At 66.8% G+C, this 22,498-nt stretch carries 24 protein-coding genes and 4 tRNA genes; 2 read left to right on the top strand and 26 right to left on the bottom strand.

The genetic code is table 11. The features are described from left to right. Nucleotides 1-104 precede the first annotated feature (104 nt). The 24 genes from M3330_RS17720 to M3330_RS17605 form a co-directional block, all read right to left on the bottom strand. Nucleotides 105-740, bottom strand: coding sequence for a hypothetical protein (locus tag M3330_RS17720; protein WP_200358451.1), 636 nt, complete (start codon nt 738-740; stop codon nt 105-107). A 202-nt stretch (nt 741-942) separates the two neighbouring features. Then, the gene (locus tag M3330_RS17715; RefSeq protein WP_228044616.1) at nt 943-1,677 is read right to left on the bottom strand and encodes a hypothetical protein; all 735 of its coding nucleotides are present in this window, start codon (nt 1,675-1,677) and stop codon (nt 943-945) included. A 20-nt stretch (nt 1,678-1,697) separates the two neighbouring features. Further along, nucleotides 1,698-2,945 (bottom strand): MCE family protein, encoded by a 1,248-nt coding sequence (locus M3330_RS17710; RefSeq protein WP_039958116.1) that lies wholly within the window; start codon nt 2,943-2,945, stop codon nt 1,698-1,700. After that, on the bottom strand, nt 2,942-4,267 hold the full coding sequence (locus M3330_RS17705) for an MCE family protein (RefSeq protein ID WP_247849608.1): 1,326 nt from the start codon (nt 4,265-4,267) through the stop codon (nt 2,942-2,944). The genes M3330_RS17710 and M3330_RS17705 overlap by 4 nt, the downstream gene beginning before the upstream one ends. Nucleotides 4,268-4,281: 14 nt before the next feature. Continuing rightward, the gene (locus tag M3330_RS17700; protein WP_019291234.1) at nt 4,282-5,532 is read right to left on the bottom strand and encodes an MCE family protein; all 1,251 of its coding nucleotides are present in this window, start codon (nt 5,530-5,532) and stop codon (nt 4,282-4,284) included. Continuing rightward, nucleotides 5,532-6,530 (bottom strand): MCE family protein, encoded by a 999-nt coding sequence (locus M3330_RS17695; RefSeq protein WP_006552282.1) that lies wholly within the window; start codon nt 6,528-6,530, stop codon nt 5,532-5,534. Before M3330_RS17695 ends, M3330_RS17700 begins: the two co-directional genes overlap by 1 nt. Further along, entirely contained in the window at nt 6,527-7,606 is a 1,080-nt protein-coding gene (locus M3330_RS17690) for an MCE family protein (RefSeq protein ID WP_033096104.1), read from the bottom strand. The genes M3330_RS17695 and M3330_RS17690 overlap by 4 nt, the downstream gene beginning before the upstream one ends. Next, nucleotides 7,603-8,976, bottom strand: coding sequence for an MCE family protein (locus tag M3330_RS17685; protein ID WP_255025741.1), 1,374 nt, complete (start codon nt 8,974-8,976; stop codon nt 7,603-7,605). Before M3330_RS17685 ends, M3330_RS17690 begins: the two co-directional genes overlap by 4 nt. Continuing rightward, nucleotides 8,973-9,833, bottom strand: a complete 861-nt coding sequence (locus M3330_RS17680; protein WP_024101684.1) for an ABC transporter permease — start codon at nt 9,831-9,833, stop codon at nt 8,973-8,975. The genes M3330_RS17685 and M3330_RS17680 overlap by 4 nt, the downstream gene beginning before the upstream one ends. A 4-nt stretch (nt 9,834-9,837) precedes the next feature. Next, a complete protein-coding gene (locus M3330_RS17675) occupies nt 9,838-10,629 on the bottom strand; it encodes an ABC transporter permease (RefSeq protein ID WP_006552286.1) in 792 nt (263 codons plus the stop codon). Nucleotides 10,630-10,696: 67 nt separating this feature from the next. Continuing rightward, nucleotides 10,697-11,773 carry an ABC transporter ATP-binding protein gene (locus tag M3330_RS17670; RefSeq protein WP_303627232.1) on the bottom strand — a complete coding sequence of 359 codons (1,077 nt, stop codon included), beginning with the start codon at nt 11,771-11,773 and terminating at the stop codon, nt 10,697-10,699. A gap of 312 nt (nt 11,774-12,085) precedes the next feature. After that, nucleotides 12,086-12,472, bottom strand: coding sequence for a 50S ribosomal protein L7/L12 (rplL, locus tag M3330_RS17665; RefSeq protein ID WP_003937621.1), 387 nt, complete (start codon nt 12,470-12,472; stop codon nt 12,086-12,088). Between the two features lie 123 nt (nt 12,473-12,595). Then, nucleotides 12,596-13,123 carry a 50S ribosomal protein L10 gene (rplJ, locus tag M3330_RS17660; RefSeq protein WP_006552288.1) on the bottom strand — a complete coding sequence of 176 codons (528 nt, stop codon included), beginning with the start codon at nt 13,121-13,123 and terminating at the stop codon, nt 12,596-12,598. 398 nt (nt 13,124-13,521) lie between these two features. Beyond that, on the bottom strand, nt 13,522-14,235 hold the full coding sequence (gene rplA / locus M3330_RS17655) for a 50S ribosomal protein L1 (RefSeq protein WP_039585374.1): 714 nt from the start codon (nt 14,233-14,235) through the stop codon (nt 13,522-13,524). A gap of 116 nt (nt 14,236-14,351) precedes the next feature. Continuing rightward, nucleotides 14,352-14,786, bottom strand: coding sequence for a 50S ribosomal protein L11 (gene rplK / locus M3330_RS17650; RefSeq protein WP_006552290.1), 435 nt, complete (start codon nt 14,784-14,786; stop codon nt 14,352-14,354). Nucleotides 14,787-14,881: 95 nt separating this feature from the next. Continuing rightward, a complete protein-coding gene (gene nusG / locus M3330_RS17645) occupies nt 14,882-15,718 on the bottom strand; it encodes a transcription termination/antitermination protein NusG (RefSeq protein WP_255025736.1) in 837 nt (278 codons plus the stop codon). Nucleotides 15,719-15,768: 50 nt separating this feature from the next. After that, on the bottom strand, nt 15,769-16,194 hold the full coding sequence (gene secE / locus M3330_RS17640; RefSeq protein ID WP_024101687.1) for a preprotein translocase subunit SecE: 426 nt from the start codon (nt 16,192-16,194) through the stop codon (nt 15,769-15,771). A gap of 32 nt (nt 16,195-16,226) precedes the next feature. Next, nucleotides 16,227-16,299: transfer RNA gene (locus tag M3330_RS17635), tRNA-Trp, on the bottom strand. A 179-nt stretch (nt 16,300-16,478) separates the two neighbouring features. Next, a complete protein-coding gene (gene hadB, locus M3330_RS17630) occupies nt 16,479-16,904 on the bottom strand; it encodes a (3R)-hydroxyacyl-ACP dehydratase subunit HadB (protein WP_255025735.1) in 426 nt (141 codons plus the stop codon). Further along, nucleotides 16,891-17,466, bottom strand: coding sequence for a (3R)-hydroxyacyl-ACP dehydratase subunit HadA (hadA, locus tag M3330_RS17625; RefSeq protein WP_006552294.1), 576 nt, complete (start codon nt 17,464-17,466; stop codon nt 16,891-16,893). The genes hadB and hadA overlap by 14 nt, the downstream gene beginning before the upstream one ends. 84 nt (nt 17,467-17,550) lie before the next feature. Beyond that, nucleotides 17,551-17,718, bottom strand: a complete 168-nt coding sequence (gene rpmG, locus M3330_RS17620; protein WP_003941903.1) for a 50S ribosomal protein L33 — start codon at nt 17,716-17,718, stop codon at nt 17,551-17,553. Between the two features lie 59 nt (nt 17,719-17,777). Further along, nucleotides 17,778-17,853: transfer RNA gene (locus M3330_RS17615), tRNA-Met, on the bottom strand. Between the two features lie 43 nt (nt 17,854-17,896). Then, nucleotides 17,897-17,969, bottom strand: a tRNA-Thr gene (locus M3330_RS17610). 259 nt (nt 17,970-18,228) lie between these two features. After that, nucleotides 18,229-18,311 (bottom strand) — tRNA-Tyr (locus M3330_RS17605). Between the two features lie 150 nt (nt 18,312-18,461). Between M3330_RS17605 and M3330_RS17600 the strand changes: the two genes are divergently transcribed. Continuing rightward, the gene (locus M3330_RS17600; protein WP_006552295.1) at nt 18,462-18,953 is read left to right on the top strand and encodes a YajQ family cyclic di-GMP-binding protein; all 492 of its coding nucleotides are present in this window, start codon (nt 18,462-18,464) and stop codon (nt 18,951-18,953) included. A 100-nt stretch (nt 18,954-19,053) separates the two neighbouring features. Here M3330_RS17600 and htpX read toward each other — a convergent pair whose 3' ends face one another. Together htpX and M3330_RS17590 are read right to left on the bottom strand one after the other, a co-directional pair. Beyond that, a complete protein-coding gene (htpX, locus tag M3330_RS17595; RefSeq protein ID WP_024101689.1) occupies nt 19,054-19,914 on the bottom strand; it encodes a zinc metalloprotease HtpX in 861 nt (286 codons plus the stop codon). Between the two features lie 101 nt (nt 19,915-20,015). Further along, a complete protein-coding gene (locus M3330_RS17590) occupies nt 20,016-21,062 on the bottom strand; it encodes a polyprenyl synthetase family protein (protein ID WP_006552298.1) in 1,047 nt (348 codons plus the stop codon). 112 nt (nt 21,063-21,174) lie between these two features. Between M3330_RS17590 and M3330_RS17585 the strand changes: the two genes are divergently transcribed. Further along, on the top strand, nt 21,175-22,446 hold the full coding sequence (locus M3330_RS17585) for a geranylgeranyl reductase family protein (protein WP_024101690.1): 1,272 nt from the start codon (nt 21,175-21,177) through the stop codon (nt 22,444-22,446). Nucleotides 22,447-22,498: the final 52 nt, after the last annotated feature.

Genomic DNA, 22,498 nt, shown 5'->3' with positions numbered 1-22,498 from the left:
ATAGAGTGACCGCTCGCGTCGCCTGCGTCAAGACTGCGCGTCCGGAACGATCCGCGCGTCGCGGCCGCGGACGCCCCCGGTGAGGGGGCGATCCGCAGCCGTCGTCACCGGTCGCGGATCTCCGAGACCAGCCATCGTCCGTCCGACTTCTCCATCCTCACCAGCAGCGGTGCGGCCGCACTTCCCTGGGCGATCCCGTCGCCGGTGGCGCTGACGTTGATGTAGGCGGCGACCTCGGCGCGGGTGTCGTCGAGCATCGTCACGCCGATGTGCTCGACCATCACCTCGGTGACCGTGCGGGTGTCGATCGCGGCCTTCTTGGTGACGTCCGCGGTCGAGTCGAACTCCTCGAGCCGCTCCGGGGTCAGCAACTCCCGGATCCGGCCGAAGTCCTCGTCGATGGTGCGGTAGTCGTAGCCGTGCATGGTCTCGATCGCGACCTTCGCGGCCTCGGTGACCTCGCGTGTCTCCGCGGTGTCGACCCACGCGACGTTCGAGATCTCGGCGCCGGGGCGGAAGGCTGCGACCGCGGCGATCACCGCGAGCACCACCGCCACCGCACCGACGACGATCACCGGACGCCACCCACCGGAGGCACGCGACCTGCCGGCGTCACCGGCGGGAGGCCCGGGCGGATCAACCGGCTCGGCCGGAGACTCCGTCGGGTGCTCTGCGGGAGTTCCGTCGCCGGCCGCCGGGGCCGGCTTCTCCTGCTCCTCGTCCTGCTTGTCGAGCGTCACCTCGGAGGGTCGTGACTGCTCGGCAGAAGTTTCCTCGGCAGAGTTTTGCTCTGCCCGGGTCGGGCGTTCGTCCTCTGCAGGGGTCGCTCGAGGCGGTCGGGACGTGCCGGCGACCTTCGGCCGACGGCGCGGGGGCCCACTGGGGCCGGTCTTCCGTCGCTGCGGGGGCACTACACGTTCTCCTTCGTCGACTTGCCGAACATCACGGGCCCGCCTCGCCCTCGGGCGCGGGCGCCCCGGAACCCTCGGGCGCGGGCGCCCCGGAACCCTCGGGCGCGGGCGCCCCGTCCGGTGCGGGCTGCGCGCCGGGATCGGGAGCCGGAGCACCGGGGACCGGTCCCGACTCCATCTCGACGGAGGCGAGCGGTTCGATGGTCTCGGCCTTCCACACGTCACCGTCCTTGCGCAGCGACACGAGCACCGGGACCTTGTTGGTCACGAAGTACTCGGGAGTCTGGGTGCGCACGGCCAGGACGACGAGCGCCTTGCCCAGGTCGTCGTCGGTGTTGAGTTCGGTGAGCGTTCCGAACAGCACCTCGGCCGACATGCTGGTGCCGGTCTCCGCGACCCGGGCCCGGATGTCCTCTTCGGTCGCCGCGAGATCGTTGCGCAGGGCGTCGCCGGTGATCGACGACCGCATGTTCTCGATCGACAGGTCGACGTCGTTCGCGTCGACGCTGTTCAGGTTGACGGCCGCCTGCATGGCTCCCGAGAGCGCGGCGTCCCGCGCCTCGGCAGCCGAACGGTCCACCAGGAGCGCGCGCCCCCAGCCGTAGCCGAACCACACCGCCGCCGCGAGGGCGACGACGGCGAGCACCGAGACGACGGCGAGGGCCGCCCTGCGTGCCCCGCCCGGCCCCCGCCCGTCCGCGGACGAGTTGCCGTCGGCGGAGGGGGGCGGGGTGGGCGGAGCGTCGGAGGAAATTGGTGCACTCACTCCACAAACCTACTAACTGCTCACTTCGGGGTGACTCCGAGCAACGGCGCGAGCTGCGTCGCGATCGGATTCAGGTTGAGCTTGTCGGGGTCCTTCTTCGGCTTGAAATCCCAGGGCTGGATCGTGTTCGGATCGGCGAAGACGATGCGGTTCGCGCTGCGCACGCCGGTGACACTGCCCTGCGGCACCTCGCACGAGGCGTTCGTGTTGAACGGGAAGTCCTGCTGGGTCTCGTCGAAGTTCGGATCCTGCGCGCGCATCTGCGCGAGGATCTCCTGCGTCCCCTCGTACCCGATGGTGCACGAAGGCGGATTGTTGGTCTCGAGCACGATGCCCTGACGCACCGCGCCGTCGCCCGGAGCGACCGTACTCGCACTGCCCGCGACGGCGGGAAGGAAGGCCAGGAGCGGCTGCAGAGCGATCGACTGCGGGGCTGCCGCTTCCGCCACCGCCGCGAGGTTGGCGAGGTCGGTGGTCAGGCCCGGGCCGGAGCCCTCGATCAGCTGGGAGAGCTGGTCGCTCGCGTCGGTGCCGGTGTCGATCAGGCGCCGCAGGTCGGGGTCGCTGTCGCGGAGCTGCGCGGTCACCAGATCCAGATCCGAGCTGAACTGCTGGATCGCCGACGACTGGGCGGACTGCGTGTCGAGCACCGTGAGGCTGTCGCGGATGAGCGTAACGGTCTGCGGCAGGTATTCGGTGCCCTTCTCGCTGAGACCGGCGAGCGCGTCGACGAGCACCTGCAGGTCGTCGCCGCGGCCGTCGAAGGCCGCGCCGAGCTCGGTGACGACGGTGCGCAGCGGCTCGAGCGGAACCGAGTACACGAGGTCGTTCGTGCTCAACAGCAGGTCTTCGACCGGCGTGGGCAGATCGTCCTCGGTGCCCTCGATGACGGAGCCCTGTTCGAGATAGGGGCCCTCGTCGTTCGGCGGCTGCAGATCGACGTACTGCTCACCGATCGCCGACCGGTTCGCCACGACGGGACGCGCCGACGCCGGGATCTGCGGTCCGCCGTTGTCGAGGCGCAGTTCGACGTTGATTCCGTCGTCCGTGAGGCTGAGCGCCCCGACTCGACCGACGGGCACCCCACGGTAGGTGACCTCGGCGTTCGGGAAGATGCCACCGCCGGTGGGGAACCGCGCGTCGACGGTGTACTGGCCGAAGCCCATGAGGTTGTCGAGCCGCACGTACCGGGCACCGACGAACACGATGCCGAGCAGGGCGATGACCACGAACAGCGCGAGCTGCACTTTCACCAGGCGCGATCTCACTGCCCACCCCCGAGTCCGAGCTGATTCAGCAAACCTTCCAGCGGCCCCGGCGGCGGGGCCTCGTCACCGTCGGTGCCGGTGCCGGTGCCGGTATCGGTGTCCGTACCGGCCTCGGTGACCCCCGGGATCTCGATGCCGTCGGGCAGCGACACCCCTTCGGGCAGGGTCACACCGGGCAGACGCGGAGTAGGAAGCACCGGCAGCAACGACACGGTGGGCCAGCCCGGGGCAGGTCCGTTCCCGTCGTAGTACGGGTTGGACGGGTCGACGAGCGGCTTCGGATTGCCGAACTTCGGCTGGCGGTAGACCGGGTCGCCCTGGCCCACACCGAGCGCGGCCAGCGCATCGCCGATCTGCAGGTCGACGAGGAGGAAGAGGTTCACCGAGTTGCCCAGCGCGACCTTCTCGACACCGTCCGGGAACGGCACCGTGGGCACGAAGGAGAGCGCCTCGACGAGATCGTCGCCCGACGCCGCGAGTGCCTGGAGGGTCGGGCGCAGCGCCAGGAGATCGGCGATCAGATCCTCCTTGGACTGATCGAGGACGTCGACACCTGCGGTGCCGAGCCGGTCGAGCTGGCCGAGCAGCTGGGTCAGCTGCGGCCGCTGTTGCTCGAGCACCTCGGTCGCGACCGGCAGTTCGTCGAGCACGGCGGCGATCTTGTCGTTCTGCTCCGCGACCCGCACCGTGAGCTCGTCGAGTCCGTCGAGCGCCCGGGTGATGTCGTCGCGTTGCTGTTCGAGACCGGTGATCAGGGTCTCGGCCTGCTCGATGAGGCTGCGCGTGGTTCCCTCGCGGCCGTCGAAGGCCGTCGACAATTCGTTGACGATCGGCGCGAGCTGGCCGACACCGCCGCCGTTGAGCAGCAGCGACAGCGCGCCGAGCACCGGTTCGAGTTCGGTGGCGTGCCGGGTGCGGTCGAGCGGGATCACGTCGCCGTCGGCGAGCCGGCCCGTCGGGGGCTCGTCCTCCGGAGGCGTGAGCTGCACGAACTTCTCACCGAGCAGACTCGACTGTTCGACGCTCGCGAGCGCGTTCGCCGGCAGGTCGACGCTCGAGTCGAGCACGATGCCGACGTCGGCGGTCCATCCGAAATCGGATGCGACCGAGATCGATTCGACGCGCCCGACCGGCACACCGTCGACCTTCACGCTCGACTGCGGAACCAGGTCGAGCACGTCGTCGAACTGGATGGACAGACGGATCGGATCGCTACCCACGTCGGCGCCGCCGGGCAACGGGACGTCGGACAGACCTCCGCACCCCGCGACCGTCACCGCGACCACGCACGCGGCCGCTCCGAAGACACCTGTGCGGCCCATCCTCTTCGCGCCGCTCACCGATCTCCTCCCCGGAGGTCGAGCCGAGGCGAGACCACGCCGGGCACCGTGCCCGGGGTGACCTGCCGCTGGATGTTCTCACCGCTCAGGACACCGAACGGCAGGATCAGATCCGGGGACCGCTGGTCCTCGGTGATCTGCGTGGCGACGTCGCGGCACCGGTCGATCAGCGGCTGCATCTGCCGGCCGAGCTGCTCGAAACGCTCGTCGCCGGGCACGAGATTGCCGAGATCGATGAGCTTGCACACCGCTCCCGCAGGGTCCTGCAGGTCGGGCAGCACGAGCCGCGATGCGAGCACACCTGCTTCGGCGTCGTACGAGTTGACGAGGTTGCTCACCGCGAGCGGGAGCAGCGTCAGCGAATTCACGAGTTCCTGCCGGCGGTTAGCCAGGGTCTCCGTGATCGGCACGAGTGCGTCGACGTTGTCCTTCACGGCTGCCTGGTTGTCGCGCACGAACGTCGCGACGTCGCCGAGCGTGACCGACAGCGTGTTCAGCGCCTCACCGAGGTTCTGCCGCTCCCCCGCCAGGAATCCCGACAGGTCCGAGAGCTGCGCATTGAACTGGCGCACCTGCTCGTCGTTGGCCGCGAGAGCACTGACGAACACCTGCAGGTTCTCGATCGTGCCGTAGAGGTCGTCGCGCGACTGGTCGAGCGTGCGCGCGGCGGCCGACAGGTTCTCGATGCTCTGCCCGAGGGCCTCACCGTTGCCGGCGAGGTTCTCCGCACCGACTTCGACGAAGTCGGTCAGCGCGCCCTCGCGGTTCGCGCCGTCGGGACCGAGCGCGCGGGAGAGCTCGTCGATGCTCGCGTAGAGCTCGTCGACCTCCACAGGGGTGGCGGTGCGCTCGCGGTCGATCACCGCACCGCTGCTCATCGTGTCGCCACCGGTGTAGGCAGGGGTGAGCTGCACGTAACGGTCGGCGACGACCGACGGGGTGATCTGCACGGCGCGGGCGTCGGCCGGGATGTCGACGCCGCGGTTCACCCGCAGCCCGACCTTCACGAGGTCGCCCTGCGGTTCGACGGACGTCACCTTCCCCACCTCGACGCCCAGCACCCGGACGTCGGAGCCCTCGTAGATGCCCACGGCCTTGTCGAAATAGGCAGTGATCTCGGTGGTGCCCAGCCGGGTGAACATCCACCACCCCGCTCCGGCCAGGGCCACCACGCCCGCGACGACGGCTGCGAGCAGCGCGATGCGCCCGCGATTGCTGCGGGACTCGCCGTTCTCGGCGTGTGCCATCAGTTGCCCCCTTCCAGGCGGCGACCGGGCTCGCGGTAACCGGGGATCTCCGGTAGGCCCGGCGGGGTCAGGTTCACGACGACCTGGTCGAACCACCGGCCGTTGCCGACGACGTTGGTGTAGACACGCACGAACGGCTCGTACAGCTCCATGGCCCGATCGAGGTTGTCGTTGTTTTCCTGGAGGACGTCGACGACGCCGCGCAACTGTTGCAGGGCGGGACCGATGGTCTCGCGGTTCTCCTCGACGAGCCCGGAGAGCTCGGCCGACAACCGCTTGGTGCCATCGAGCAACTGGGAGATCGCCTCCTGCCGATTGTTCAGTTCCGCGACGAGCAGCGCACCGTCGGAGAGCAACCGGTTGAACTCGGCGTTGCGGTCGGCGAGCACCTTCGAGACATTGCCGGTCGCGTCGAGGAGCTTCTTCAGCTCCTGGTCACGACTCGCGACGGTCTCGGACAGGCGGCTGATGCCGTCGAGCGAGGCCCGGATGTCGTCGGGTGTCTCCGAGAACGCCTCCGACAGGGTCTGGAAGCCGGTCGCGAGCTGCTCGGAATCGATCTCGCCGAGGGTCGTGGCCGCCGACGAGAACGCTTCGATCACGTCGTACGGCGCGACCGTCCGGTCGAGCGGGATCCGGTCGTCCGGGTCGAGCACCTCCGTACCCCGCGGCTCGAGTGCCAGATACTTCTGTCCGAGGATCGTCTTGATCTGGATGGAGGCCGCCGTGTCGTTCCCGACCCATGCGTCCTGGACCTTGAACGAGACGATCACGCGGTCGCCCTCGAGGTCGACTCCGGTGACCTTGCCGACCTTCACGCCGGCGATACGCACCTCGTTGGTGGGTTTGAGACCCGCGGCCTCGCTGAATTCGGCCTCGTAGGTCGCGCCCGCCCCGATAATGGGCAGTTCGTCGAGGAAAAAGGCGGACAGTGTCCCCAGCAGCACCACGACGATGCCCAGGGCACCGGCGGCGGCCGGACTGCGACGTTTGCTCATCGTCCCTGCAACTCCTGCATCCCCTCTTGCGAGCAACGCTTCGCCGCATTCGTGTAGATGGGTTGGTTCACGGTGGGCAGCCCCGTCGGCAGATTCAGATACGGGACCGAACCGGGACCTGCGATGATGTCGATACCGCACAGGTAGTACTGGAACCACGAACCGGAGCTGGCCACGCGCCCGAGCTTGTCGAGCTTGACCGGCAACGTCTCGAGGACGCGGTCGACCTCGTCGCGGTTCGCGTTGAGATTCGAAGTGACCTGTTCGAGCGCCGTGATCGACTGTGCGATCGACGGGCGGGTGGGCTCGAGGACGTCGGAGACCGCGTCGGTCAGCCCCGCCATCGACGCCACGGCCGAACCGACGGTCGCCCGGTCGGCCGACAACCCGCTGACGAGTGCCTGCGTGTTGACCAGCAGCGAATCGAGCTGCTCGTCGCGCTGGTCGATCGTGGCCAGGACGGTGTTGAGGTTGTCGATCACCGCACCGATCACGCGGTCCTTGTCGGCGATGGTGTTGGTCAGCGACGCGGTGCTGCGCACCAGATCGTCGATCGTTCCGGCCTCACCCTGGAAGACCTGGATGATCTGGAACGAGAGCTTGTTGACGTCGTCGGCGCTCAGCGTCTGGAACAACGGCCGGAAGCCGTCGAAGAGCGTCGTGAGGTTCACCGCCGGCTTCGTACGCTCGATCGGGATCGTATCGCCGCCCGTGATCTTCTCGCCCTGCGCGCCCTCACCCTGACCGAGCGCGATGTAACGCTGGCCGACGAGATTGCGGAACCGGATGGTCGCGGTGGCACCGGCCGGGAGCCAGTCGCGCTCCTCGAGCGAGAAGGTGACCCGCGCCTGCCGTTCGTCGAAGACCGAGATCTCCTCGACCTGCCCCACGCGGACACCCGCGATGCGGATGTCGTCGCCCTTGTTGAGTGAGGTGACGTCGGAAAAGATCGCGTGGAACTTCGTTCCTCCCCCACCGCCGACATTGGCGATGGTCGCGGCGAGGACACCGGTCGCGAGGACGGTGACCACGGCGAACACGATGAGTTTGATCAGGGGTGCTGCGAGACCTCTCACTGGAAGCTCACCTCCGTACCGCGGATCGCCGGAGCGCCGAGCCGGGTGGTCCAGGACGGGACCCCCTCGGGGTCGACACCGGTGGCCTGTCCGTAGATGACGTCGAGCGTGTCCTGTTCCAGACGCGAGCCGGCGTACGAGACGGGAGTCGCGCCGCCGTCCGAGGTGCCGATGATCTCACCGACGTCGTCGGGGACGCCGGATCCTGCCGGGGCAGGGAAGAAATCGATGGTCTCGGGGCCGGGATTACGCGACGGCACCTGGTACGAACCGTCGTTGATCGAACCGCCCGGATACTGCGGGAAGTTGCGGCCGGGCGCGGTCACGTCGTCGTAGCAGGCCGGTCCGCGATCGTCGAGCAGACGCGGTTCGTCCTGGTTCGGCAGGTAGCGGCCCTTCGGGTTCGTGAACTGGATGTTCGCGCGCACACCCGGGAACGGATCGTCGGCCGCGAGCAGATCGACGGCGGCCGGCTTCGCGTCGGCGAATCCCTCGAAGGTGCACGGGAAGGACGGCGAGTAACGGGCGAGCAGCTGCAGCGCCTCCTTCGAATCGGCGGACAGCGTGATGATCGAGTTCGAGTTCTGCTCGATGAAATCGGCCGTCTGCGACGACGCTCCCGTCGCGCTCGCAAGCAGCGTGCGGATCTGGTTCTGCTGTTCGACGACCGTGCCACCCGTCGTGCGCAGGTTGTTCAGCGCCTCGACGAGATCCGGTGCGGCCTCGGAGTAGGTCTGCGAGAAATCGGCGAGTCCGCGCAGATCCTCCTGCAGTGTGGGCAGTTCGCCGTTCACCTCGCGGAAGATCTGTTCGAGGTCGTCGACCGTCTGTCCCAGCTTCTCGCCGCGTCCGCTCAGTCCCTGGGCCAGGGCGCCGAGCGTGTTGGCGAGGTCCTGCGGCGGGACGGCCTCGAGGAGCGGGAGCAGCCCGTCGAGCACGTCGCCGAGTTCGACGGTGCGCTCGCTCGTGTCCTGCACCAGCACATCGCCGTTCGTGACGGGACGCCCCGGATCGTCGGGGATGATCAGCGAGACGTAGCGCTCACCGAAGAGGGTCTTCGGCAGCAGCTGTGCGGTGGCGTTGACCGGGATCAGTTCGGCCTTGTCGGGGTCGAGCGCAAGATGCGCGGTGACGTCGCCGCCTTCCGCGCTCGTTCCGCGGACCTCGCCGACGAGCACACCGCGTGCCTTGACGTCGGCGTTGAGCGGCAGGGCGTTGCCGATGCTGTCGGTGCGGAGGTCGACCTTCACGACCTTCGTGAACGTCTTGTTGTACATCGCGATCGTGACGTACAGGAACAGCGCCAGCACCACGAAGAAGATCAATCCCAGGGTGCGGCGACGCAAGGGCGAAGTGGTCGTGTCGCTCATCCGGCCACCCTCACCGTGGTCGTCGTGCCCCAGATCGCGAGGCTGAGGAAGAAGTCGAGGATCGCGATCGTCACGATCGCGGTACGTACCGCGCGGCCCACGGCCACCCCGACGCCGGCGGGACCGCCGCTGGCGTGGAAACCGTAGTAGCAGTGGATGAGGATGACCACGAACGCGAAGACCAGCACTTTCGCGAACGAATACAACACATCCTCCGGTGGGAGGAACAGATAGAAGTAGTGGTCGTACGATCCGCTCGACTGGCCGTTGAACAGCGTGCTGATCGTGCGGGTCGCGAGATAGGCCGCGAGGAGACCGATGATGTACAGCGGGATCACGGCGACGAAGCCGGCGATCATCCGGGAGGTCACCAGGAACGGCAGCGACGGCACGGCCATCACCTCGAGGGCGTCGATCTCCTCGCTGATCCTCATGGCACCGAGCTGTGCCGTGAAGCCGCAGCCCACGGTCGCCGACAACGCGAGCGCCGCGACGATCGGGGCCAGTTCACGGGTGTTGACGTAGGCCGAGAGGAAGCCGGTGAGCACCGACGAGCCGAGCTGCTCGAGCGCGGCGTAACCCTGCAGACCCACGACGACGCCGGTGAAGCCGGACATCATCGCGATGACGCCGATGGTGCCACCGATCACGGCGAGTGCACCGCTGCCGAAGGTGACCTCGGCGAGCAACCGCAGGACTTCCTTGCGGTAGTGGGTGAGGGTTCGCGGGGTCCACGCGACGGCGCGCGCGTAGAAGGACATCTGGTCCCCCGCGCGGTCGAGCACGTTCAGCGGTGCGCGCACCGCTCGGCGACCCCGGAGAAGAACGAGATCTCCGCGGCCTCTGGAGACTGTCATCTGGTCAGGATCCCTTCGCAGGAACGATCTGCAGGTACACCATCGTCAGGATCAGGTTCGCGAAGAAGAGCAGCAGGAACGTGATGACGACAGTCTGGTTCACGGCCTCCCCCACGCCCTTCGGGCCTGCACCGGGGTGCAGCCCCTTGTAGGACGCAACGACGCCGGCGATCAACCCGAAGATCGCAGCCTTGAGTTCGGCGACGTAGAGGTCGGGTAGCTGCGCCAGGGCGGAGAAGGAGGCGAGGTAGGCGCCGGGGGTACCGCCCTGCAGCACCACGTTGAAGAAGTAGCCGCCGGCGATGCCGATCACGGAGACGAGACCGTTGAGCAGGAGCGCGACGAGCACCATCGCCAGTACTCGCGGGACGACGAGGCGCTGGATGGGATTGATGCCCAGCACCTCCATCGCGTCGATCTCCTCGCGGATCGTCCGCGATCCGAGGTCGGCGGTGACCGCGGAGCCGGCGGCACCGGCGATCAGCAGAGCCGTCACGATCGGACTGCCCTGCTGGATGACCGCCAGGACGCTCGCGGCACCGGTGAACGATTCGGCGCCGAGCTGCTTGATCAGCGAGCCGGTCTGCAGCGACACGACGGCGCCGAACGGGATCGCGACGAGCGCCGTCGGAAGAATCGTGACACTGGCGATGAACCACGCCTGTTCGATGAATTCCCGGAACTGGAACGGTCGGCGGAAGGTGTTCCGCACGACGTCGACGAACAGTTCGACGATGTTGCCGGCCTGGGTGAGTGCGCCGTGAACCGGCCGCACGAGCGAGCTGCCCGCCCCCATCTACTCTCCTACTTCTCCAACCTGCGGCTGTACCACTGCTGACGCTGTACCACTGCTGCGGCTGGTGCTACTGCTGGGCCTGCTGCTCGTATCTCTCTCCGGCATAGGCGGGAATGATCTGGGTGTCGTCGTCGGCATAGCCCCGGGCTGTGTGGGGCGCGCCGTTGTGATCGAGCGACTCGAGGATGGCGCTCTGGGCGGCCGGGGGCAGGTTGTGCAGGATCGACCGCACCCGCTCCTGCCGACGCGCCACCGCCTGCCGCTCCGGCATCCCCGGAGTCGCCTGCATCTGCGGCACGATCCCCTCGACGTCGTCCACACCACCGGCATGATGACCCGCCTCGACGAGCGCCTGCTCGTGCGCCATCGTCGCCTCGTCCTTCTCCTCCGACATCCCGATCGGACCGATCATCGTGCCGTTGAGGAACTGCTTGACCACCGGCTCATCCGAAGTCAGCAACACCTCACGCGGACCGAACATCACCAACTGCCGACGGAACAACATCCCGATGTTGTCCGGCACCGTGCGCGCCAGATTGATGTTGTGCGACACGATCAGGATCGTCGCATCGATCTCCGCATTGATATCGATCAACGTCTGCGAAATATAGGTCGTGCGCACCGGATCGAGACCCGAATCCGGCTCGTCCACCAGAATGATCTCCGGATCCAACACCAACGCCCGCGCCAGACCGGCGCGCTTCCGCATCCCCCCGGAGATCTCCCCGGGCAACTTGTCCTCGGCGCCGAGCAGACCGACGAGCTCGAGCTTGCTCATCACGATCTGCCGGATCTCCGACTCGGACTTGCGGGTGTGCTCACGCAACGGGAAGGCGACATTGTCGTAGAGGTTCATCGACCCGAACAACGCACCGTCCTGGAACAGCACCCCGAACAACTTGCGGATCTCGTAGAGCTCCTTCGAGGAGCACTGCAGGATGTCGGTGCCGTCGATGACGATCGAGCCCTCCTCCGGGCGCAGCAGACCGATCAACGACTTGAGGAACACCGACTTACCGGTACCCGACGGCCCGAGCAACGCGGACACCTCACCGGCCGGCAACGTCAACGTCACGTCCTGCCAGATACGTTGCGAGCCGAAGGACTTGGTCAGTCCCTCGACGGAAACCTCGACTCCCACGATCACCTCCACTGTCCGATACCGTCGCCCCCATGTGGGTTGGGCCACTCTATCGCATGGATAGTGGTACCTGTGACACGCGATCCTACTCATGAGTAAGGACGTTGGACAAGGGGGTACGCGTATCTCGACTTACGCCGTGACCTGCATGAACACGGCGTAGATGTCGATTTCTGCCGATAACGGACATATCACTCGGCATTCATGCCCGAAATGCAGAAGGGCCGTTTCCGCGAAATGAATTCGCGGAAACGGCCCTGTGCGGAACCGTTCCGGAGAGCGTCGGAACGCTCGACGGAAAGTTCGGAAACCGTCTTACTTGACGGTGACCTTGGCGCCGGCCTCTTCGAGCTTGGCCTTGGCAGCGTCGGCAGCATCCTTGGCGACCTTCTCGAGGATCGGCTTCGGAGCACCCTCGACGAGGTCCTTGGCTTCCTTCAGGCCCAGGCCGGAGACGATCTCGCGAACGACCTTGATGACCTGGATCTTCTTGTCGCCGGCACCCTCGAGGATGACGTCGAACTCGTCCTGCTCGGACTCGGCCTCGGCAGCAGCGGCCGGAGCACCGGCGGCAGCGACGGCAACCGGAGCAGCAGCGGTGACCTCGAAGGTCTCCTCGAATGCCTTGACGAACTCCGAGAGCTCGAGCAGGGTCAGTTCCTTGAACGCGTCGAGCAGCTCTTCGGTGGTGAGCTTCGCCATGGTGGCGGTCCTTCCTGATAAGTCCCATGTCGCTGATCCGCGACCGGATGGGATGGTGCGTGCCGGAGCACGCGTGGATGTATCTTTCGCGGTGATGCAGATTCGCAGTGATGCGGATCAGCGTCAGGCGGCTTCTTCGCCCGCCTTCTTCTCCTGCAGAGCGGCCGCGAGGCGGGCCACCTGCGAAGCGGGGGCGTTGAACAGGCCTGCGGCCTTTGCCAAGTTGCCCTTCATCGCGCCGGCGAGCTTGGCCAACAGCACCTCGCGGGACTCGAGGTCCGCGATCTGGTTGACCTGCTCCACGGACAGCGCAGCGCCGTCCATGTAGCCGCCCTTGATGACGAGAGCCTTGTTGTCCTTCGCGAAGTTCTTCAGAGCCTTCGCAGCATCCACCGCTTCGCCCTTGACGAACGCGATGGCGGTCGGACCGACGAACAGATCGTCGAGACCCTCGACGCCCGCCTCAGCGGCGGCACGCTTGACCAGGGTGTTCTTGGCGACGGAGTAGGTGGCACCCTCTCCGAGAGCGCGACGCAGCTCGGTCAGACTTCCCACCGACAGACCACGATATTCCGTGATCACGGCAGCGGTGGAGGTCTTGAACTGCTCGGTGATCTCCGCAACTGCGGAAACCTTCTCGGGCTTTGCCATACTTCGCCTCCTCTCAGTAACAGTCGTTTTCCCGGTGTCCCGAGTGGGACGCCCCACCGGACGACCGCCGGGACCGGAAAACGACGAACGCCCCGGCGCAGGGCACACGGGGCATACAAGGAGGAGGAACTCGAATGCACCCGGAAGGCACATCGCGGTTCGTATCTCCCCTAACCTCGTCCTCCTGCGTGGGCCGCCGGACAACTCCGGACCTTCAACCGATCCGCACGCGGATTCGGTGACCAACGGTCTTGGGTAGAACATGATCGGGGTGAAGATCGGCACACGCCGAACTACCCCACCACTGTAGCGGACGATGTGCACGAGATGCAAAACGGCCGGCACAGCGATGCTGTACCGGCCGCTTCAGGACGCACATCCACTGCGTGCAGTGCGAATTACTCCGCGGTCTCGAGGAGGTTGCGGGTGCGCTGCGGATCCACCGGGATGCCCGGGCCGGTGGTCGTAGCGATCGTGACCTTCTTGATGTAGCGGCCCTTCGCGCTGGACGGCTTGGCGCGGAGCACCTCGTCCAGAGCAGCAGCGTAGTTCTCGACCAGCTTGGTCTCGTCGAACGAGGCCTTGCCGATCACGAAGTGCAGGTTGGCGTTCTTGTCGACGCGGAAGCTGATCTTGCCACCCTTGATGTCGGTGACGGCCTTCGCGACGTCCGGGGTGACCGTGCCCGTCTTCGGGTTCGGCATCAGACCACGGGGACCGAGGACGCGGGCGATACGACCGACCTTCGCCATCTGGTCGGGGGTCGCGATCGCGGCGTCGAAGTCCAGCCAGCCGCCCTGGATGCGCTCGATCAGATCCTCGGCGCCCACGACGTCGGCACCTGCGGCCTCGGCCTCGGCAGCCTTCTCGCCCACCGCGAAGACGATGACGCGAGCGGTCTTACCCGTGCCGTGCGGCAGGTTGACCGTGCCGCGCACCATCTGGTCCGCCTTGCGGGGATCCACACCGAGTCGCATGGCGACCTCGACGGTGGCGTCGAAGTTCTTCGAGCTGGTCTCCTTCGCGAGCTTCGCAGCTGCGAGGGGGCTGTACAGGTTGTCCGAGTCGATCTTCTCGGCCGCGGCGAGGTATGCCTTGCTGCGCTTTGCCATGTTCTTTCCTAACTTCTCACCGGCAGGTGAATGGTTCGGGCGTGGTAGCGGGCCTGGCCGGCCCTCCCACGAGTGCTATGCAAGCCCGGGGACGGAGCCCCGGAACAGCGAGGGGCTCAGCCCTCGACCGTGATGCCCATCGACCGAGCGGTGCCGGCGATGATCTTCGCGGCAGCCTCGATGTCGTTGGCGTTCAGGTCTTCCTGCTTGGTCTTGGCGATCTCGCGCACCTGATCCATGGTCACCTTGGCGACCTTGGTCTTGTGCGGCTCGCCGGAGCCCTTCTGCACGCCTGCGGCCTTGAGCAGGAGCTTCGCGGCCGGCGGAGTCTTCAGCTTGAAGTCGAACGAACGGTCCTCGTAGACCGTGATCTCGACCGGCACGACGTTGCCACGCTGCGACTCGGTCGCCGCGTTGTACGCCTTGCAGAACTCCATGATGTTGACGCCGTGCTGACCCAGCGCGGGGCCGACCGGCGGAGCCGGGTTGGCCTGGCCGGCCTGGATCTGGAGCTTGATGAGCCCGGCGATCTTCTTCTTCTTGGGGGGCATCTCTATTCCTAGTTTCGTGCTCGGTGTGGTTCTTGCGTACTGCTACTGCAAGCTTGTGCGCGCCGGATGCCGGCGCCGTCGGATCCTGGGGATCGTTAGATCTTCGACACCTGGTTGAACGACAACTCCACGGGAGTCTCACGGCCGAAGATCGACACCAGGACCTTGAGCTTCTGCTGCTCGGCGTTGACCTCGCTGATGGAGGCGGGCAGCGTCGCGAACGGGCCGTCCATCACGGTGACCGACTCGCCGACCTCGAAGTCCACCTCGATGGCGGGCTTCGCAGCGGCGGCGGGAGCCTGCTCGCCTGCGGTCGAAGCACCGGCCGCCGGCTTCTTCTTCGCCTGCTGCGGGAGGAGGAACTTCACGACCTCCTTGATCGTCAGCGGCGACGGACGCGACGTGGCTCCGACGAAGCCGGTCACGCCGGGGGTGTTCCGGACGGCGCCCCACGACTCGTCGTTGAGTTCCATCCGGACGAGGATGTAGCCGGGCAGGACCTTGCGGTTGACCTGCTTGCGCTGACCGTTCTTGATCTCGGTGACCTCTTCGGTCGGCACCTCGACCTGGAAGATGTACTCGGTGAGGTCGAGGTTCTGGACGCGGGTCTCGAGGTTGGTCTTGACCTTGTTCTCGTAGCCGGCGTAGGAGTGCACGACGTACCAGTCGCCGGGCTCGCGCCGCAGTTGCTTCTCGAGGGCCTCGACCGGGTCGACCTCGTCTTCTTCGGCGGCGGCGTCGTCGGTGCTCTCCGCTGCGTCGGAGACCTCGACATCGGTCTCGGCATCGGTGCCGGACTCGACAGCAGCGTCGGACTCGGAGACCTCGGTGTCCGCATCCGCCGACTCGGCCGTCACGTCGTCAACCAAGGCCTCGTCCGAAACGTGCTCCTCGGCCGAAGCCTCGTACGAGTCGTTCTCGGGGGTGCTCACCGGGCACTTTCCTCTCGTCGATCACATTTTTCGTCTCGCGCGGACAGGCGCTAACCGAACAACCAGCTGACGCCCTGTACGAACGCCAGATCCAATCCGAAGATGAACGCCGTCATGACGGTCACGAACGCAAGGACCACGAGCGTGTAGGTGGTCAACTGCTTGCGGTTGGGCCAGATCACCTTGCGGAGCTCGGCGATGACCTCACGGAAGAAGCGCACGAGTCGCTTGAAGATGTTCTCGGACTTCGCGGCGGGACGATCGCTCACGGCCGTGGCCGAACGCGACGTCTTCTTCATGGACACCGCACTCGTCGTGGATGCCGAGGGATCGGCTGCACCACGACGGGTAGCCCGCTTGCCGGTCGGCCGAGCAGCCGCGGAAGAACCGTCGGGGGTCGCGCCGGTAGCCGTTCCAGCGTCGCCGGGAATGTTCCCTGCGGTGCCGCTGTGGCGCTGACCGCGCTCCTCGCTCACATCGTTCCTCTCGGTCGCTGGCAGTCCGGGGGCAGGGGCGACAGGACTTGAACCTGCAACCTGCGGTTTTGGAGACCGCTGCTCTGCCAATTGAGCTACGCCCCTCTGGTCGGACATCCACACTCGTACGAAGCGAGTGTCCGGAACCGACCCATCTGCGACCACATGACACGCGCGCTACCCCGTCGGGCCGTTACGGCCTTCGTAGAGCAGCGCGCTGCTATGCGATCCCAGAAGCCTAAGTGTACTGCATTGCCCCGGGACAAACCCAATCCGCTCGGCCGTCAGGCCAAACGGACCGTTGCCGTGGCGCGACCGAAGATCTTACGACCGTCGGACTTCGCCACGATAGCGACCACTGCTGTCTTGCTCTCCGCGTCCACCGACTTGATCTTGCCGGTGAACTCGATCTCGGCGGCCTCGTCGGCCTCCACGTATACCGGACTGGTGAACCGAACGTTGTATTCGGTCACCGCGCCGGGGTCTCCCAGCCACTCCGTGACGAAGCCGGCCGCGATGCCCATCGAGAGCATGCCGTGCCCGACGACGTCGCGCAAGCCGACCAGTTCGGCCACCTTGTCGCTCCAGTGGATCGGGTTGGGATCACCCGACACACCTGCATAGTTGACCAGATTTCCGCGCGTGAGCGTGACGACCTTCGACGGAAGCTCGTCCCCTACCGCGACATCCGCGAAGCTACGGAGTGTCACTGTGCATCACCACATCCTTGACCGCGTGCGCGATGTTGTCGTCGACCTCGCCACCGGAACGGGCGACGAGCGTCGTCCAGGAGGTGAGCACGAGATTGTCGTACTGATCCGTGATCACGTTCTTGGTGGTGATGATGTCGCTGCCGGCAGCTTGCCGGAAATCGTCGAGGTAGACGTCGCAGAACAGCCTGTCGCCGGCCTGGATCGGGCGGTGGTAGACCATCCGCTGGTCGGTCTGCATGATCTGGCTCAGGTCGTAGCCGGTGACGACCTCTTCGAACAGCTTGCGCTGCGCGATCATGCCGACGATCGAGACGAAGGTCAGCGGCGCGATCACTCCGTCATATCCCAGCCCCCGGGCTGCGTCGTCGTCGTGATGGGCCGGATGCGAATCGCGCACGGCACGGGCGTACTCGCGGATCTTCTCGCGACCGACCTCGTAGTAGTCGCCCACCCGGTAGTGGTGACCGACCATGGACTTGGCGTGCGCGGCGGCATCGAACGGGATCCCGGCCTGTTCGGTCGCGTCCACCGATTCCTGGTTCTCGAGTATGTTCGTCATACGCAAAACCTCCGCAATTCCGACGACGCCAACTGGCACGGTCGGTATTGCGGAGACCTTATGCGTCGACGTCGTTGCGACCGGCTACTTGGACTCGCGGTGCGACTGGTGCGTACCGCAGTTCGGGCAGAACTTCTTCAGCTCGAGCCGGTCGGGGTCGTTGCGACGGTTCTTCTTCGTGATGTAGTTGCGGTGCTTGCACACCTCGCAGGCCAAGGTGATCTTCGGCCGAACGTCAGTAGAGGAGGCCACGGGATGCCTTCTTTCGCGTCAATCCGATCAGTATCGATCAGGGTGGATCAATGAACTTTTGGTAGCGGTGACCGGACTTGAACCGGCGACGCAACGATTATGAGTCGTTTGCTCTACCAACTGAGCTACACCGCCTCGGTGCCGAGTGTCGCTACGAAGGCGGCACCTCAATCCAGCGAGCCCCCTGACGGAATCGAACCGTCGACCTTTTCCTTACCATGGAAACGCTCTGCCGACTGAGCTAAGGGGGCGTGGCCTCCGGAGCATCTCTGCTCGCTGCGGCCTCCAAAAGATTACACACACTCGGTCCTGGTGCAAAATCCGCTGGTGAAGGCGCATAAACGCCGCTCCTCTCCGAGCTCTGCCCACCCGCACCCACCCGTGCCCACACCTACGCGCGCGGCGGGCCGGCGGGAGGCATCGGGGAGCAGGACCCACACTCCGGAGCCCGCACCGAAGGGCCCCGGAATGCAGAACAGCCCCGGTTCCGAAGAACCGGGGCTGTTCCGGTGGCAGGTGTAGGATTCGAACCTACGTAGGCGTAAGCCGACGGATTTACAGTCCGCTCCCATTGGCCGCTCGGGCAACCTGCCGGGGTGCGATCGGGACCGCGTCCTCGATGCGTTTGGAAGAATACAACGCATACCCCCCCGAAACGCAAACCGAGTGGTCACAGCTCCGCGCGACCCGATAGCGTCGGGTGGACAGAACCCTTACAGACCGACCCCGAAGTGGAGTGAGACGTGGCTGATTCGTCGTTCGATGTGGTGAGCAAGGTCGACCGCCAGGAAGTGGACAACGCGCTGAACCAGGCGGCGAAGGAGATCGCCAACCGCTTCGATTTCCGGAACACCGGGGCGCACATCGAGTGGTCGGGCGACGAGGCCATCACGATCTCGGCCGAGACCGAAGACCGCGCGCTCGCCGCGCTCGAGGTCTTCAAGGAGAAGCTGATCCGCCGCGACCTGTCCCTCAAGTCCTTCGACGCCGGCGAGCCGACGCAGTCCGGCAAGGTCTACAAGATCACCGGCACGCTGGTGCAGGGCATCAGCCAGGAGAACGCCAAGAAGATCTCCAAGCTCATCCGTGACGAGGGCCCGAAGGGCGTCAAGGCGCAGATCCAGGGCGAGGAGCTGCGCGTGAGCAGCAAGAAGCGCGACGACCTGCAGGCCGTCATCTCGCTGCTCAAGAACGCCGACCTCGACATCGCCCTGCAGTTCGTCAACTACCGCTAGTACGTCGACCGCTGCCGACGACGCCCTCTCCTACGACTCCGCCCGCGACCGTCGTCGCGGGCGGAGTCGTCTGGGATGTCGTCTGTGGGGTGCCGTCCGGTCAGCGGATCCCGGCCATGCGCTCGAGCCGTTCGATGCGGTCGGCCATCGGCGGGTGCGTCGAGAACAGCCGGCTCATCTTGTCGCCCGCCCGGAACGGGTTGGCGATCATCAGGTGCGACTGGGCCGCGAGTTTCGGTTCGGGTGGCAGCGGCGCGGCCTGCGTGCCGAGAGCGAGCTTGCGCAGCGCCGACGCGAGGGCCAGCGGGTCGCCGGTGAGCTCGGCACCGGACTGGTCGGCCTGGTACTCGCGCGACCTCGACACAGCGAGTTTGACGACCGACGCTGCGATGGGGCCGAGCAGGGAAACCAGCAGCAGCGCCAGTGGGTTCGCGCCACCCTCCCGGTTGCCGAAGGCCGAGGCGAAGAACGCGAAGTTCGCCAGGCCCGAGATGACGGCAGCCATCGCGCCGGCGACCGACGAGATGAGGATGTCGCGGTTGTAGACGTGGGCGAGTTCGTGGCCGAGCACCGCGCGCAGTTCCCGTTCGTTCAGGATCTCCAGGATGCCCGTCGTGCAGCACACGGCGGCGTTTCGCGGGTTACGACCCGTGGCGAACGCGTTGGGGGCGTTGGTGGGGCTGATGTAGAGCCGCGGCATGGGCTGGTGCGCCGCGGTCGCGAGTTCACGCACGATCCGGTACATCGCCGGTGCCTGCACCTCGGTGACCGGCTGGGCGTGCATCGCCCGCAGGGCGAGCTTGTCGCTGTTGAAGTACGCGTAGCCGTTCATGCCGACGGCGAGCACGATCGATATCAGCAGGATCGTCGAATTGCCGAACAACGCTCCGACGAACACGATCAGCGCGGACATTCCGATCAACAGACCGGCCGTCTTGAGACGGTTCGAGTATCCGTGCACGTCGCACCCCTTCCGCACCACGATTTCTCACTCATTCGTCCAACGAACGAGCGAACGGCGCGGTTCCCGCCCCTACCGGGGCGGGACGACACGACGGTCCGTCAGCCGACGCGGGCGACGGTGAAGTCCACGAGGCGACGCAGCGCCTCGTTCGCCGACCCCTGCGGCAGGGCATCGAGTTCGGCGTGAGCGCGGGCGGCGTAGGTCGCGAGAGTCGCCTTCGCCGCATCCATCCCCGGCGAGCGGACGAGCAGTTCGAGCGCCTCCGCGACGTGTGCTTCGTCCTCGATGGGACCGACGAGCAGTTCACGCAGACGATCCGCCTCCGGTCCGGTCTCCCGCAGCGCGTAGAGCACCGGCAGGGTGTACACACCCTCGCGGAGATCGGTTCCGGGGGTCTTGCCCGACTCCGTGGTGTCGGACGCGATGTCGATGATGTCGTCGACGATCTGGAAAGCGGTGCCGACGGCGTCGCCGAGCCGTTCGAGACGCTCTACATGTTCCGGATCGGCGCCCGAGAACGTACCGCCGAAGCGACCGCTGGCGGCGATCAGCGAACCGGTCTTCTCCCAGATCACCCGCAGGTAGTGCTCGACCGGGTCGTCGTTGGTACGCACACCGATGGTTTCGCGCATCTGACCGGTGACCAGCTCGGCGAACGTCTCCGCGATGATCTGCACGGCCGACGGACCCAGCGTCGACACCAACCGCGAGGCGTGCGCGAACAGATAGTCGCCGGCGAGGATCGCGACGCTGTTGCCCCAGCGCACGTTGGCGCTCGGGGCGCCGCGACGCATCGTCGCCTCGTCCATCACGTCGTCGTGATAGAGCGTCGCGAGGTGCACGAGCTCGACGACGGTCGCCGCCGTCACCACGGCGGGATCGGTGGGCTTCGGCCCGAGCTGCGCGGTGAGGATAGTGAACAGCGGCCGGAACCGCTTGCCACCCGCCTTCGCAAGGTGCAATGCGGCCTCCGTCAGGAAGTCCTCACCGTCGGACAGTTCCTCGACCAGGAGTTTCTCGACGCTCGCGAGGCCGTCCCCGACTGTCGCGGCGAGGACCGGATCGCCGAGTTCCACACCGGCCACGACGGTGCTCGGCGCCGCATCGGCCGAACCAGCGGTCCGAGCCGCCCCCTCAGTGCTCACGATGACGTACCCATCCTGTTCTGTCGCCTCGACTTCACCGTAGTGAACCTAGCCGTTCGTTCCCCGATCCACCTCGTCGAGGCGGCCGATCGCGGCCTGAGAAGATGGAGCGGTGGTGGCCGAACACTCCGCGCGAGATCCGCGGCAATCCCAGTCCTGCGTTCCCGACAGTACCGATGTTCTCGTCGTCGGTGCCGGTCCAGCCGGTTCCGCCGCCGCCGCGTGGGCTGCCCGCGCCGGTCGCGAGGTGTTGCTCGTCGATGCCGCGACCTTCCCTCGCGACAAGACCTGCGGTGACGGACTGACCCCGCGTGCCGTCGCCGAACTCGACGAACTCGGCCTCGGCGACTGGCTGCGCACCCGCACCGTCAACCGCGGTCTGCGTCTCGAGGGCTTCGGTGGCCGCTTCGAACTCCCCTGGCCCGACTCGTCGTTCCCGGTCGTGGGCAGCGCCGTGCCGCGCACCGAACTCGACGCCCGGATCCGGCAGGTCGCGCTCGACTCGGGTGCCCGCGCCGTGGACGGAACGAAGGCCGTCGACGTCGAACGCGACGGCGACCGGGTCTCGGCCGTGATCTTCCGCACCGCCGACGGACCGCGGACCGTCCGCTGCCGCACGGTGATCGTCGCCGACGGGGTGCGTTCTCCCCTCGGCAAGGTGCTCGGTCGTCGCTGGCACCGCGACACCACCTACGGCGTGGCCGCGCGGGCCTACGCCACCTCCCCGCGCAGCGACGATCCGTGGATCACCTCGCACCTCGAACTGCGCGACGACGCGGGGGCCGTCCAGCCGGGCTACGGCTGGGTGTTCCCGCTCGGCACCGGCGAGGTGAACCTGGGAGTGGGGACCCTCGCGACCGCCTCGCGACCGGCGAGCGGATCGCTGCGGCCTCTCATCGACCTCTACGCGCGGCAGCGCCGCACGGAATGGGAACTCGGCGAGGTGACGCGTGTGGCGTCGGCGCTGCTGCCCATGGGCGGAGCCGTGTCGGGGGTCGCGGGCAGGAACTGGGCGCTGATCGGCGACGCCGCGGCGTGCGTCAATCCGCTCAACGGCGAGGGCATCGACTACGGACTCGAAGGCGGTCGGTTGCTCGCCGGGCTGCTCGACTCCGACGACCTCACCGACCTGTGGCCGGCGACGCTGCGCTCCCACTACGGCCGGGCGTTCTCCACCGCGCGTCGCCTCGCGAGCCTGCTCACGATCCCGAAGTTCCTGCCGGCGACCGGCCCGATCGCGATGCGGTCGCGGACGATGATGTCGGTCGCGGTGCGGGTGATGGGCAATCTCGTCACCGACGAGGACGCCGACTTCGTGGCCCGGGTGTGGCGGACGAGCGGTCATCTCTCGATGCGCTGGGACCGTCAGCCCCTCTTCGCCTGAGAGCCGATACAGCGCCGCGCGGTTACTTGCGTACCGCGCGGTGCCGATGCGC

It is taken from the genome of Rhodococcus sp. GA1 (assembly GCF_024321955.1).
Classification (GTDB): domain Bacteria; phylum Actinomycetota; class Actinomycetes; order Mycobacteriales; family Mycobacteriaceae; genus Rhodococcus; species Rhodococcus pyridinivorans.
Note: the sequence above shows the minus strand (reverse complement) of the source record. Positions and strands in the feature narration are given on the sequence as shown.